Below are 14,044 nucleotides of genomic sequence, written 5' to 3' on the forward strand. Positions count from 1 at the left end.
CGACGGGGCCGGCCCCTTCGCACGCCCCGACGCGGTCAGGAGCAGACGCGTCCGTCCGCCGGGACCTTCCCTTCCAGGAAGTAGGCGTCGACGAGTGAGGTCACGCACGCGCTCTCGCCGTACGAGCCGTGCCCCTCGCCCTCGTTGGTCAGCATGACGCCGACGCCCTCGCCCAGTTCGCCGGCCATGCGCCGCGCGCCCTCGTAGGGGGTGGCCGGGTCGCCGGTCGTGCCGATGACGAGGACCGGAGCGGCGCCCGGGGCACTCGCCTCGGGCGTGTCGTGCTCCCCTTCGACCGGCCACCCCGCACACCATCCGGCCGTGTCCCAGGCCAGGAACGGGCCGAAGACCGGGGACAGCCTCCGGAACTCGGGGAGCAGCGCCCGGGCCTCGGCCGCCGTCGGCCTCGCCTTGGCGTCGGCGCAGGAGATCGCCCGCTGCGAGTGGCTCTGGGTGCCGTAGTGCCCGTCCCCGTCGCGGTTGTTGTACGAGTCGGCGAGCCGGAGCAGCCGGTCGCCCCTGCCGCTGTTCCCGGCCTCGTCGAGCGCGGCCGTCAGGGTCGGCCAACTGCTCCTGGAGTAGAGGGGGGCCACGATGCCGAGGACGGCGAGCGACTCGTTGAGCTCGCGCCCGGAGGCGGTCGGCAGCGGGTCCTCGTCGATGCGCTCCAGCAGCGCCGCCATACGCCGCGTGCCCGCCGCGGGGTCCTGGCCGCGTGCCTTCAGGTAGTTCTCCAGGGCCCGTTGGAAGCCCGTCGCCTGGTTGCGGGCGTGGCCCACCGTGTCCGCCGTCGGGTCGACGACGGCGTCCAGCACGACCCGTCCCACGGTCTCCGGGAAGAGGTGCGCGTAGGTCCCGCCGAGCTCCGTGCCGTAGGAGACGCCGAAGTACGACAGCTTCTCGTCCCCGAGCGCCCGGCGGATCGCGTCCATGTCACGGGCGGCACTCGTGGTGCCGACGTGCGGGAGGAGCGGGCCGGAGAGACGTGCGCAGCCGGCGGCGAAGTCCCTGCCGTCCGCGAGGAACGCGGCTTCCTCCGCGGCCGTCTCCGGGGTCATGTCGACCTCGCGGTAGGCCTTCTCCTGCTCCTCGTCGCCCCGGCAGCGCACCCCGGCGCTGGCCGCGACGCCGCGCGGGTCGAACCCCACCAGGTCGTAACGGGTGTTGAGCGCCCTGTACGAGGAGGCGGCGCGCGGCAGGATGTCCACGCCGGAGCCGCCGGGTCCGCCGAAGTTGAAGAGCATCGACCCGAGCCGCTCGCTCTTTCTCGTGGCAGCTCTGCGGATCAGGGCGATACCGATCGTCTCCCCGCCGGGCTCCGCGTGGTCCAGGGGCACGTCGAGGGTCGCGCACCGCCACGCGGAACCGGGCGCGCTGCCGCCCTCCGGTGCGTCGCAGCGCCTCCATTCCAGCGGCCGGACCGCAGCGGGTGTGCTCCCGGGCGGCTCCTCGGACGCCCGGGGCGGCGAGCCCTTCGACGACCGCTGGGTCTCCGGGCCGGCGTCGCACCCCGTGAGGACCGCCGTCACCAGCAGGGCCGCCCCGGCCAGCGCCGCGCCCGCGCGGGTCCGTCCACGTACGCGCATGGGCGCTTCCTCCCCCGTGCCCGGCGGGCGACGCCCGGAGTGGTCCGGTGTCCCCGATGTCCTGCTGTCCAACGAGCGGTCACGCGCAGACCGTTCCCGACTTCGGGACCTTCCCTTCGAGCAGATAACCGTCCACGGCCCTCTGCACACACGTGCTGCCGCCGTTGTACGCCCCGTGGCCCTCGCCCTTGTAGGTGAGCTCGATGCCGACCCCCTTGCCGAGCTCGGCGGCCATCGCCTTCGCCCCGGCGTACGGCGTCGCCGGGTCGCCGGTGTTGCCGACGACCAGGATCGGGGCCGAGCCGGGCGCGCTGACGTCCGGGGTGTCCCAGGCGCCGGCGACGGGCCAGCCGGTGCAGGACATGAGCCCCCAGCCCAGGTAGTCGCCGAACACGGGGGAGGCCTCGCGGAACCGGGGGAGCGCCTTCCGGGTCTGCTCCAGGGTGTACCGCTGCTTGGAGTCCGCGCAGTTGATGGCCGCGTTCGCCGCGTTGGAGTTGTCGTAGTGCCCGTCCTCGGAGCGGCCGTTCAGCGAGTCGGCGAGGGCGAGCAGCAGCCCGCCGTTGCCGCCGTCCGCCTCGTCGAGGCCCTGTTCGAGGAGCGGCCAGGTCTCCTTGGAGTAGAGGGCCGAGGCGATGCCGGTGGTGGCCTGGGTCTCGGTCAGTTCCCGTTCACCGAGCCCCGGGACGGGCTTCTTCTCCAGCTTCGCGAGGAGATCGGCGATCCAGTCCTGGACCTCCTGGGAGGTGGCTCCCGGCAGTTTGCAGTCGTCCCGCTCGGCGCAGTCGGCGGTGAAGTTGTCCAGGGCGAGCTGGAAGCCCTCTGCCTGGCCGATCGAGGATTCCAGGGAGTCCTCCGTGGGGTCGACCACCGCGTCCAGGACGGCCCGGCCGACGTTCTTCGGGTACAGGTGTGCGTAGACGCCGCCCAGTTCGGTGCCGTACGAGATCCCGAAGTAGTACAGCTTGTCGTCGCCGAGTACCTGGCGCAGCAGGTCCATGTCCCGGGCCGCGTTCGTCGTGCCGACGTAGGGCAGTTCGTCGCCGGAGGTGTCCTCGCAGTCCGCGATGTACGCCTTCTGGTCGTCGACGAACGCCTTCTCCTCCTCGGAGTCGTCCGGGGTGCCGTCCTGCTCGTACCGGGCGTCGAGCGTCTCGTCGTCCGAGCACTCGACGCCCTCGCTGCGCCCGACCCCGCGCGGGTCGAAGCTGACCAGGTCGTAGCGGGTGCGGAGCGTGTCGTAGTCGGTGCCGAAGGACGGCAGCGTGGCGACACCGGAGGCGCCCGGCCCGCCGAAGTTGAAGATCAGTGAGCCGATCCGGCGGTCCTGGTTCCTGGCGACGGCGCGGATGAGCGCCAGCTCGATGGTCCGGCCTCCCGGATCCCCGTAGTCGAGGGGTGCGTCCATGAAGGAGCACTGCCAGGACGCCCCGCCCGGGAGCGGTGAGGGGGACGTGCCGCTGCCCTGGGCCGCGTTCGGGGCCGGACAGGGCTCCCAGTCGAGCTTCTGGGAGGACAGCTTCTCCGGTGTCGCCGTGGGCGATGCCGTCGAGGCCGCCGACGGCGTCGCCGTCTCCGTTCCCCCGTCGTCGTCCGAGCAGGCGGCCAGCGGGAGCAGCGTGGTGACGGTGGCGACGAGGGCAGCGGCACGCAGCGCGGGAGAGGTCCTCATGACCCCATCGTGGGGCGGAGCGCGGGGGAACGCGCGGGGCGCGGTCCATGCGAGTGGCGCGCCCCGCTCGTACGTTCTAGAGCTCGCCCTTACGGGTCAGCTGGTTGAAGCAGATCCAGCCGGGGAGCACCGGCAGCCACAGCGTCATCACGCGGTACAGCAGCACGGCCGGCGCAGCGACCTCCTTCGGCAGGCCCACCGCGATCAGACCCAGGGTCAGCGCACCCTCGACCGCGCCCATGCCGCCCGGGGTGGGCGCCGCCGATCCGAGGGCGTTGCCCGCGAGGAAGACCACCGCGATGCTGGCGTAGCTCAGCTGGGGGACGTCGGGTCCGCTGAACGCGCGGATCGACGCGTCCAGGCACAGCACGAACAGCCCGGTCAGCAGCAGCATGCCGCCGATGCCCGTGACCAGCTTCTGCGGGCGCTGCACCACGTCGAGCATGCGCGGTACGACGCCGGCGAACAGGGACCGCACCCGGGTGACGACGAACTTCCGCAGGAACGGGATCGCGGTCACCACCAGCACGAGCACCGCGACCGTGAGCAGGCCCGCGATGACGGTCCTCGACGGGGTGAGCGAATCCGGGGTCTTCTCCGTACCCGTCAGATATCCGAAGAGGGCCAGCAGCAGGATGTGGCAGCCGAGGCCGAACAGCTGGGAGGCGCCCACGCTCGCGACGGCGAGCCCCGGGCGCACCCCGGCGCGTTGCAGGAAGCGCGTGTTCAGCGCCACGCCGCCGACCGCCGCCGGTGCCACGATCTTCACGAACGATCCGGCCACCTGTGCCAGCACGGTCTTCCCGAAGGGCACCCGCTCGGGCACGAACCCGAGCAGGCTCATGGCCGCGGCGATGTAGCTCAGAGCCGAGAAGCCCAGCGCGGCGGCCACCCAGCCCCACTCCGCCTGCTCGACGACCGTGCCGAAGTCGGCCTCGGTGACCTGCGAGATCAGGAAGTACGCGGCGATGGAACCCGCGATGAAGCTGAAGAGGGTGCGCGGCTTGATGCGCTCCAGCCGGACCGGCTCCACCGGGGCCTGCGGCCTGATCAGCAGCACCTCGCGGCGGATCTGGGCCAGCATGTCCTCCTCGCGGGCCTCTTCCAGGGCATCGTCCATCGCCCGCTTCTCGGCCTGCTTCTCCGTGCGCAGCGACTTGCGGACGGCCTTGCGGTCGTTTGCAGCCGAGACGTCCTGCTCCTCGGCCTTGCTCAGCTTCGCCGCATGCGAGGCCTCCAGCACCGCTTCCCGCTCGCGCTGCGAACGCTCCCGGGCGAGCCTGCGCAGGGTCGCCCGGGTGGAACGGCTCAGGGCGATCGGCTGGAGCAGCGGCAGGCAGTCGGCGACGGCGTCCGGACCGAGCACGGCGAGTGCCCCGGCGACGGCCCGTTCCGCGCCGACGCGCAGGCCGGTGGTGGTGAGCAGCTGGGCGACGTCCATGCGGAGGATCAGGTCACCGGCCGCGATCTCCCCGCCCCGCAGGTCGGTCACGAACACCGTGCCGGAACGATCCACCAGGATGGCGTCGCCGGTGAGCCTGCGGTGCGCGATCCGCCGCGACTGGAGGGCCCGCACCTGTCGCCACGCACCCCGCACCAGGTCGTCGGTGATCTCCTCGTCCTCCAGCGCGTCCAGCGAGCGCCCGCCGATGTGCTCGTAGACGAGCATCACGGCGTCGGGTCCGAGTTCGGACGTGGCGATCAGTTTGGGCGCGTTGGCCCCGGCGGCGATCGCCGCGTACGCGAGGAGCGCCTCCTGCTCCAGGGCCTGGCGCAGCGACTGGATGGAACGGCGCTGGGTGATGCTGCGCAGGGTGAGCCTGCGCCACACCCGGTAGAAGAAGCCCTGGGCCTGCTGTTCACGGTCGACGACCGTCACGTCCAGTGGTGGCCCGTCCTCCAGGGTCACCAGATAGCGTCGGCCGCGGTCGCTCTGGTCGATGTTGTCGGGGGTGTCCTCGGTGCGCATCGCGGCCACCGGGCGGAAGCCGACGTGGCGGAGACCGGCCATCAGGTGCTGGCCGGTCGGACGGACGTTCGGCGAGCCGACCGCGTACAGCGTGCCGTACGCCACGGTCCAGCCGATGAGCACGGTGAGGACGATCGAGAACGGTGTGGTGTATCCGCCGACGAGCATCGCGAAGGCGTCCAGGAGCAGCACCACCCACAGTACGACCCGCCAGCGCGGTCTCCTGGCCATCCCGACCGCCGTCATATAGGCGATGACGGGTGCGAGATACCCGTGCACGGGGTCGGTGAGCGCGTCCCCCGGCTGGGGCTGGGTCAGCGCCTCCCGGATGGTCCCGGGGGCCGACCGGGCCACCCAGAGGTCGGTGGCCAGGGTCACCCCGTGGGCGAGCACGGCGGCGAGCACGCCGTCCGCGATCCGCAGCCCGTCGCGTTTGACCAGGCGCTCGATCGCGAAGGCGACCGGCACGAGGAGCACGGCGATGCTGGACACCAGGCCGGCGAGCTTGATCAGTAGATCGGGGGCCTGGTCGGTGCCCTTGGAGATGTCGTCCTCGAGGCCGGTGGTGGTCCCCTGGGCGAAGGCGGCGATGAAGAAGAGCAGGGCGATCGCGAGGACCCCGACGAGGAGCCGCAGGAGATCGGAGGGGCGGTGCACCCGGGCGGGCAGCAGCGGCTCGTCACCCGAGACACGGTCGTTCAGAGCGGCTTCGGACGAGGCGAGCGTCGAGCCCGCCAGATGCCCCTGGGCCGAGCGGGAGGCTTCCTCCTCGGTGTCCGACGTGCCCGAGGTGTCCGACGTGCTCGTCGTGCCCGAGGCGTCCGCCGTGCCGGTCGTGCCCGAGGCGTCCGTCGTGCCCGAGGCGTCCGGTTCGTCGGGCGTTTCCGGGCGCGGCTCCGCGTCGGAGGCGTCCGCCGCCTTCGGTGGCTGCACGCCCTGCTCCTTAACCTCTGATGGATCTTCGTGTTCTCGTATCACCGGTCACCGCCCGCATGATGGTGGCACGGCCTGCAGACAGAGGGGGGCATCAGGGTGCATTGCGCGGGCGCGATGCGCAACATACGCTGCTCCGCCCCCGCCCGCACGGAGTGTGACCAGGTCGACACCGGCGGAGGCCCGTTGTCGGTGGCGTACGGCAGGATGGGACGGATGAGCCAAGACCGGACGAGCGGCGGCGGGGCCGGTGCCGCGCCCGCGGACCCCGCGACCGCCGAGCTGCCCGCGTACGCCGAACGCGTCCTGGATGTGGCGGACCTCATTCCACCCGGGCGCGTCATGACCTACGGGGACGTCGCGGAGTGGCTGGAGGACGGCGGGCCGAGACAGGTCGGCCGGGTGATGGCCCTGTACGGCTCCGCGGCGCCCTGGTGGCGTGTGGTGCGGTCCGACGGGGTGCTGCTGCCGGGCCACGAACTGCGGGCGCTCGGCCACTACCGCGAGGAGGGCACACCGCTGCGCGGGGCCCCGCGCGAAGCGGACGGACATGTTCCGCGGCTCGACATGAAGCGCGCCCGATGGGACGGAGTGACCGGAGGTCCGGGCGAGGAAGCTCACACCTGACAGCTTCCGCCATCGCGCCCCGCCGGGACGGACGACGGGCCGGTGGCCGGGACGCACCGGCCTGCCGGGGCCGGGCGAGGGGCCACATGTGACGCGGGACGCGGTCCGCGCGCGGTCCATCGCCCTCTGTCCGCCCCGCCGCTGGCGTAGCGTCGTCCCCACGCGGCCCACCCCTGTCGGTCGCGACCGGGCCACCCCGGCACCCCGAACCCGGGCGGCCGTCACCACCGGGCCAGGCCCCCGCGCAGACCCCGTACACCCACCAGGACCGGCGACCCACGTGAGCTCCTCCTTCACCACCCGGAACGGCCCGCACCGTCAGGCACGGCGGCGGGCCCCGGGCGCGTACCGGCTGGTGCGCACGTCACCGGGCTCCGTGGCCCCCCCTCTCCTGGACGCACCGCAGCGCGCGGTGGCCGAGCACCGGGACGGCCCGCTGCTGGTCCTCGCCGGACCCGGCACCGGCAAGACCACGACCCTGGTCGAGGCGGTCGCACGACACGTGGCCCGGGGGACCGACCCCGCCCGCATCCTCGTGCTCACCTTCAGCCGCAAGGCGGCGGTCGAACTGCGCGACAGGATGGCGGCCCGGCTCAGCGGTACGAGGGGCCCGCAGGCCACCACCTTCCACTCCTACTGCTACGCCCTGGTCCGCGCCCACCAGGACGCCGATCTCTTCGCCGATCCGCTGCGCCTGCTCTCCGGCCCCGAACAGGACGTCACCGTCCGCGAGCTCCTCGCCGGCCAGCTCGGCCTGGAGCGGTCCGGACTCGCCCACGTCCGCTGGCCCGACGAACTGCGGGCCTGCCTGACCACCCGGGGCTTCGCCGACGAGGTGCGCGCGGTGCTGGCCCGCAGCCGGGAGCTGGGCCTCGGCCCGGACGCGCTGGCCGCCTTCGCCCGCCGCACCGGCCGCCCGGACTGGAGCGCCGCAGCGCAGTTCCTCGCCGAGTACCTGGACGTCCTGGACGCCCAGGGCGTCCTCGACTACGCGGAGCTGGTCCACCGCGCGGTCCTGCTCGCCGAACGGCCGGAGGTGGGCGCGGAGCTGGCCCGGAGCTACGACCTGGTCCTCGTCGACGAGTACCAGGACACGGACCCCGCCCAGGTGCGGCTGCTGCACGCACTGGCAGGGAACCGGGGGAGCGCCGCGCCCGGCACCGGCGGTGGCCGGACGCTGATCGCCTTCGGCGATCCCGACCAGTCGATCTACGCCTTCCGGGGCGCCGACGTGAACGGCATCCTCGACTTCCCCGACACCTTCCGCCGGGCCGACGGCGGGCCCGCTCCCGTCGGTGTCCTCACGACCTCACGCCGCTCCGGGGCGAGCCTGCTCGACGCCACCCGGCTGCTCACCCGCCGTATGCCGCTCACCCGCCTGCCGTCGGACAAGGTCCGCGCCCACCGCGAGCTGTCCGCCGTACGCGACGGCGGCCGGGTCGAGACGTACACCTATCCGACGCCCTCCACCGAGCTGGACAACATCGCCGATCTGCTCCGGCGCGCGCACCTGGAGGAGGGCGTGCCCTGGCGGGACATGGCCGTCCTCGTACGCGCCGGCGGCCGTTCCATCCCCGCCGTGCGCCGGGCGCTCACCTCCGCCGGAGTCCCCCTGGAGGTCGACGGTGACGACCTCGCGCTGCGCCACGAGCCCGCGGTCGCCCCGCTCCTGACCGCACTGCGCACCGTCGCCACCGCGGCGCTGCACCGTGCCGGACCCGACGACCAGGAGGACGGGGCCGACGGCGGGAACGAGGTGGCGCCGCCCGGCGCGCTGGACACCGAGACCGCCCTGGCCCTCCTCACCTCCCCCCTCGGCTCCATGGACGCCGCCGACCTGCGCCGTCTCGGGCGCGCCCTGCGCGACGAGGAACGGGCCGCCGGAAACCGCGTACCGCCGCCGTCCGGGGAGTTGCTGGCCCGGGCACTCGCCGAGCCCGAGCGGCTCGCCACGCACGATCCGGCGTACGCCCGCGGGGCCCAGCGGCTCGGCGCGCTCCTGCGCAAGGCCCGTGAGCTCCTCGAGGGCGGCGGCACCGCGGAGGAGGCCCTCTGGACCCTGTGGAACGGCACCCCCTGGCCCGGCCGGCTGGAGCGGGCGGCCCTGCGCGGCGGTGCGGGCGGCCGGAACGCCGACCGGGACCTCGACGCCGTCTGCGCCCTCTTCGACACCGCCGCGCGGGCCGAGGAGCGCACCGGGGGACGCGGCGCGCTCAACTTCCTGGAAGAGGTCGACGCCCAGGACATCGCCGCCGACCACCTGTCCCGGCGTGCCCTGCGCCCCGACGCCGTACGCCTCATGACGGCGCACCGCTCCAAGGGGCTGGAATGGCGCCTGGTGGTCGTCGCCGGGGTCCAGGAGCGGCTCTGGCCCGACCTGCGCCGCCGGGGATCCCTCCTGGAGGCGGACCGGATCGGGCGCGACGGACTGGCCGAACCCCTCACCCCGGGGGCGCTCCTGGCCGAGGAGCGCCGCCTCTTCTACGTCGCCGCGACCCGGGCCCGTGAACGTCTCGTCGTCACCGCCGTCAAGGCTCCCGCCGACGACGGCGACCAGCCCTCGCGCTTCCTCGCCGAGCTCGGCGTCGAGCCCCGGGACGTGACCGGGCGCCCCCGCCGCCCGCTCGCGGTGGCCTCGCTCGTCGCCGAGCTCCGGGCGACGACCGTCGACCCCGCCGCCTCGGAGGCCCTGCGCGACGCCGCCGCCCACAGGCTCGCCCGGCTCGCCGCGCTCACCGACGACGAGGGCCAGCCGCTGGTGCCCGCGGCCCATCCGTACCGCTGGTGGGGGCTGGACGAACCCACCCGCTCCGAGATCCCGCTGCGCGACCGGGACCGCCCCGTCGCGCTCTCCGGGAGCGCGCTCGACCAGCTCGCCAACACCTGCGCCCTCCAGTGGTTCCTCGGCCGCGAGGTGAAGGCCGACGCCCCGGCGACGGCGGCACAGGGCTTCGGGAACGTGGTCCACGTCCTGGCCGACGAGGTGGCCTCCGGGCGCACCGCCGCCGACCTGGACGTCCTGATGGAGCGCCTGGACTCCGTCTGGGACGGCCTGGTCTTCGACGCGCCCTGGAAGTCCCGGCAGGAGAAGGACCAGGCGCGCGCCGCACTGGAGCGCTTCCTGCGCTGGCACGTCATGGACCGCGCGGGACGCACCCCCGCCGCCAGCGAGCACGACTTCGACGTCACCCTCGAAGCGGGCGAGTACGCCGTGCGCATCCGGGGCTCCATGGACCGCGTCGAACAGGACGGGGACGGCCGGGCCTACGTTGTCGACTTCAAGACCGGCAAGGGGGCGCCGACCAGGGACGAGGTGGCCGCCCACCCCCAGCTCGCCGTCTACCAGCTGGCGGTCAGGGAAGGCGCCGTCGACGAGGTCTTCGACGGCCGCCGCCCGGAAACCGGCGGCGCCGAACTCGTACAACTGCGCCAGCCCGCCCCGAAGAAGGAGGGCGGGGACGCCGTCCCCAAGGTGCAGGCACAGGAGCCGCTGTCCGGGGAATGGGTCTCCGACCTGCTGGCCACGGCGGCCGGCCGGGTCCTGGACGAACGGTTCACGCCGACGACCGGGCAGCACTGCACCCACTGCTCCTTCAAGGCGTCGTGCAGCGCCCAGCCGGAAGGCCGTCAGATCATCGAATGATCTTCCCGGCCGCCTCGGTGCGGGACCACGTTGTCGGCGCGTCCGGTTAGCCTCTGTGGAGTGTCCTCCCGCATCACCGATCCCGAGCAGCTCAAGGAGCTCCTCGGGATCCCCTTCACCCCGGAGCAGACGGCGTGCATCACCGCGCCGCCCGCCCCGCAGGTGATCGTGGCCGGAGCCGGCTCGGGGAAGACCACGGTGATGGCGGCCCGCGTCGTCTGGCTGGTCGGCACCGGACAGGTCGCCCCGGAGCAGGTCCTCGGCCTGACGTTCACGAACAAGGCGGCCGGTGAGCTCGCCGAGCGCGTCCGCAGGGCCCTCGTCGCCGCGGGGGTCACCGACCCGGACGTCATCGACCCCGACAACCCGCCGGGCGAGCCCAGCATCTCCACCTACCACGCCTTCGCCGGCAGGCTCCTCACCGACCACGGCCTGCGGATCGGCCTCGAACCCACCACCCGGCTCCTCGCCGACGCCACCCGCTACCAGCTGGCGGCCCGGGTGCTGCGCGAGGCACCCGGGCCCTACCCGGCGCTGACCCGGTCCTTCCCCACCCTCGTCAGCGACCTGCTGGCGCTCGACGCGGAGCTCGCCGAACACCTCGTACGCCCCGACCAGCTCGCGGAGCACGACACCGGCCTGCTCCAGGCCCTGGAGACGGCCCGGCTCACCAACGCCGAGCTGCGCAAGATCCCGGAGACGGCCGGGGCCCGCAGCGAGCTCCTGGAGCTGACCCGGCGCTACCGCGCGGCCAAGCGCAGCCGCGACCTGCTGGACTTCGGCGACCAGATCGCCCTCTCCGCCGAGCTGGCCCTCACACGGCCCGAGGTCGGCGCCGTCCTCCGCGACGAGTTCCGGGTCGTCCTGCTCGACGAGTACCAGGACACCTCCGTGGCCCAGCGGCTGCTCCTGGCCGCCCTCTTCGGCGGGGGAGGCGGGGACGGCACGACGGGGCACGCGGTCACGGCCGTCGGCGACCCCTGCCAGGCGATCTACGGGTGGCGCGGCGCCTCCGTGGCCAACCTCGACGACTTCCCCCACCACTTCCCGCACGCCGACGGGACCCCGGCCACCCGCTACTCGCTGAGTGAGAACCGCCGCAGCGGAGGCCGGCTGCTCCATCTCGCCAACGGCCTCGCCGAACCCCTGCGCGCCATGCACGAGGGGGTCGAGGCGCTGCGCCCCGCACCCGGGGCCGAGCGGGACGGCGCGGTCCGCTGCGCCCTCCTGCGCACCCACGCGGAGGAGATCGACTGGCTCGGCGACTCCCTCGCCCACCTCGTGCGGACCGGCACGCCGCCCGGGGAGATCGCCGTCCTGTGCCGGACGGCGGGAGACTTCCCCCGGATCCAGGCCGCGCTCGTCGCCCGGGACATCCCGGTCGAGGTCGTCGGCCTGTCCGGGCTGCTGCACCTCCCCGAGGTCGCCGACCTCGTCGCCGTCTGCGAGGTGCTCCAGGATCCCGGGGCCAACGCCTCCCTGGTCCGGCTGCTCACCGGACCGCGCTGGCGGATCGGGCCCCGTGACCTCGCCCTGCTGGGGCGTCGCGCCCGCCTCCTCGTCCACCGCTCCGCCCCCGGCGACGACACCGACCCGGACCGGCGCCTGGCCGAAGCCGTCGAGGGCATCGACCCCGCCGAGGTCATCTCGCTCGCCGACGCCCTCGACACCTTCCTGGAGTCGGGCGGGGCCGAGGACGACCAACTGCCGTTCTCCGCCGAGGCGCGGGTCCGCTTCGCCCGCCTCGCCACCGAGCTCCGCGACCTGCGCCGCGCGCTGGCCGACCCGCTCATGGACGTACTGCACCGCGTCCTGGCGACGACCGGCCTCGAAGTGGAACTCTCCGCCTCGCCGCACGCCCTGGCCGCCCGACGCCGCGAGACCCTCGCCAACTTCCTGGACGTCGCGGCCGGGTTCGCCGCGGTCGACGGGGAGGCGACCCTGCTGGCCTTCCTCGGCTTCCTGCGCACCGCCGCGCAGTACGAGAAGGGACTGGACAACGCGCTGCCCGGCGGCGAGAACACGGTGAAGGTCCTCACCGCCCACAAGTCCAAGGGCCTGGAATGGGACGTCGTCGCCGTACCGGGCCTCGTCACCGGCCAGTTCCCCAGCACGCAGTCCCGGGACGCGTGGACCTCGCAGTCCCACGTCCTGCCGCACGCCCTGCGCGGCGACGCGCCCACGCTCCCCGTCCTCGACTCCTTCGACGCCAAGGGCCTCAAGGCGTTCAAGGAGGAGATGAAGGCGCACCAGCACACCGAGGAGCTCCGCCTCGGCTACGTCACCTTCACCCGGCCCCGCAGCCTGCTCCTCGGCTCGGGCCACTGGTGGGGACCGTCCCAGAAGAAGCCGCGCGGGCCGTCGGCCTTCCTGGACGCGCTGTACGAGCACTGCGCGGCCGGACACGGCGAGATCGAGGTCTGGGAGGAGGAGCCGGGGGAGGACGAGGAGAATCCGGCGCTCCAGGAGCGGGACGCCGACCAGGCGTGGCCGCTCCCCCTGGACGCCACGGCCCTGGCCCGCCGCCGCGCCGCCCGGGACACGGTGCTGGCCCACCTGGAAGCTCTCGCGGCCACGCCCGTGCCCGACGTGTACGAGGCGCCGGCCCACGCGGGGGAGTTCCAGGACGAGCCCCCCTACGATGACGAGCCCCCCTACGAGGAGGAGGCGCCGCCCTACGACGAGGCGGACGCCCCGTACGACGACCCGTTCCCGGACGGCGGCCCGGTCCCGTACCGCGACGCGTCCCCGTACGACAAGCCAGCTCCGGACGGCGCCCGGTCTCCGTCGGCGTCTCCGTCGTCTCCGTCCTCGGCCCCGGTCCCGGACGGTGTGGGCCCGGCCCCGGGCACGGCCTCCCCCGCCCCGCACGTTCCCGCCGCTCGCGCCCCGGCGGACGCGGGCCTCACCCCGGAGGAGTCCCGCACGCTCGCCTCCTGGGACCGCGACCTCGACGCCCTCGCGGGTGAGCTGCGCCGTGCCCGGGCGACGGTGCACGACGTCGTCGTGCCCGCCACGCTCTCCGCCACCCAGCTCCTGCACCTCGCGGACGACCCCGAAGGCTTCGCGCGGGAGCTCGCCCGCCCCATGCCCCGGCCCCCGCAGCCCGCCGCCCGCCGGGGCACCCGCTTCCACGCCTGGGTCGAATCGCGGTTCGAGGAACTCCCGCTGCCCATGCTGGGCCCCGAGGAACTCCCCGGTGGTGACGAGAACGACGCGGACATCGCCGACGAGCGTGACCTCGCCGAGCTCAAGGAGGCCTTCGAGCGCACCGCGTACGCCCGGCGCACCCCGTACCGCGTCGAGGCCCCGTTCCAGATCACGCTCGGTGGCCGGGTGATCCGCGGCCGGATCGACGCCGTCTACCGCACGGGTGAGACGTACGAGATCGTCGACTGGAAGACCACCCGGCACCGCACGGCCGACCCGCTCCAGCTCGCCGTCTACCGTCTCGCCTGGGCCGAGCTCCACGGCCTGCCCCTGGAGGCGGTCACCGCGACCTTCCTCTACGTCCGGACGGGCGAGACCTCCCGTCCGGCCGCGCTGCCGGGCCGGGAGGAGCTGGAGAGGCTCCTGCTGGACGAGCCGGCTCCGCGGGGCCGATAGGCTCATGA

Annotated in this window: 6 protein-coding genes; 3 read left to right on the forward strand and 3 right to left on the reverse strand. The window is 73.9% G+C overall.

Features of this window, described 5'->3' with window-relative positions; translation table 11 throughout:
• Nucleotides 1-35 precede the first annotated feature (35 nt).
• The 3 genes from OG488_RS24895 to OG488_RS24905 form a co-directional block, all read right to left on the reverse strand.
• Nucleotides 36-1,586, reverse strand: a complete 1,551-nt coding sequence (locus OG488_RS24895; protein WP_329232613.1) for an alpha/beta hydrolase — start codon at nucleotides 1,584-1,586, stop codon at nucleotides 36-38.
• A 79-nt stretch (nucleotides 1,587-1,665) separates the two neighbouring features.
• Nucleotides 1,666-3,258: an alpha/beta fold hydrolase gene (locus OG488_RS24900; RefSeq protein WP_329232614.1), complete on the reverse strand. Its 1,593-nt coding sequence runs from the start codon at nucleotides 3,256-3,258 to the stop codon at nucleotides 1,666-1,668.
• A gap of 76 nt (nucleotides 3,259-3,334) precedes the next feature.
• Nucleotides 3,335-6,160 (reverse strand): lysylphosphatidylglycerol synthase domain-containing protein, encoded by a 2,826-nt coding sequence (locus tag OG488_RS24905; RefSeq protein WP_329232616.1) that lies wholly within the window; start codon nucleotides 6,158-6,160, stop codon nucleotides 3,335-3,337.
• 216 nt (nucleotides 6,161-6,376) lie between these two features.
• Here OG488_RS24905 and OG488_RS24910 point away from each other — a divergent pair, with 216 nt between their 5' ends.
• The 3 genes from OG488_RS24910 (at nucleotide 6,377) to OG488_RS24920 (ending at nucleotide 14,036) form a co-directional block, all read left to right on the forward strand.
• The gene (locus OG488_RS24910; protein WP_329232618.1) at nucleotides 6,377-6,787 is read left to right on the forward strand and encodes an MGMT family protein; all 411 of its coding nucleotides are present in this window, start codon (nucleotides 6,377-6,379) and stop codon (nucleotides 6,785-6,787) included.
• Nucleotides 6,788-7,067: 280 nt separating this feature from the next.
• Complete coding sequence (locus tag OG488_RS24915; RefSeq protein WP_329232619.1) at nucleotides 7,068-10,430, forward strand: ATP-dependent helicase; 3,363 nt, start codon at nucleotides 7,068-7,070, stop codon at nucleotides 10,428-10,430.
• 60 nt (nucleotides 10,431-10,490) lie between these two features.
• On the forward strand, nucleotides 10,491-14,036 hold the full coding sequence (locus OG488_RS24920; RefSeq protein ID WP_329232621.1) for an ATP-dependent DNA helicase: 3,546 nt from the start codon (nucleotides 10,491-10,493) through the stop codon (nucleotides 14,034-14,036).
• Nucleotides 14,037-14,044: the final 8 nt, after the last annotated feature.

It is taken from the genome of Streptomyces sp. NBC_01460 (genome assembly GCF_036227405.1).
Lineage (GTDB): Bacteria > Actinomycetota > Actinomycetes > Streptomycetales > Streptomycetaceae > Streptomyces.

Coding starts and splice junctions, on each gene's coding strand:
- OG488_RS24895 (WP_329232613.1), bottom strand. CDS start 1,586: ATGCGCGTACGTGGACGGACCCGCGCGGGCGCGGCGCTGGCCGGGGCG.
- OG488_RS24900 (WP_329232614.1), bottom strand. CDS start 3,258: ATGAGGACCTCTCCCGCGCTGCGTGCCGCTGCCCTCGTCGCCACCGTC.
- OG488_RS24910 (WP_329232618.1), top strand. CDS start 6,377: ATGAGCCAAGACCGGACGAGCGGCGGCGGGGCCGGTGCCGCGCCCGCG.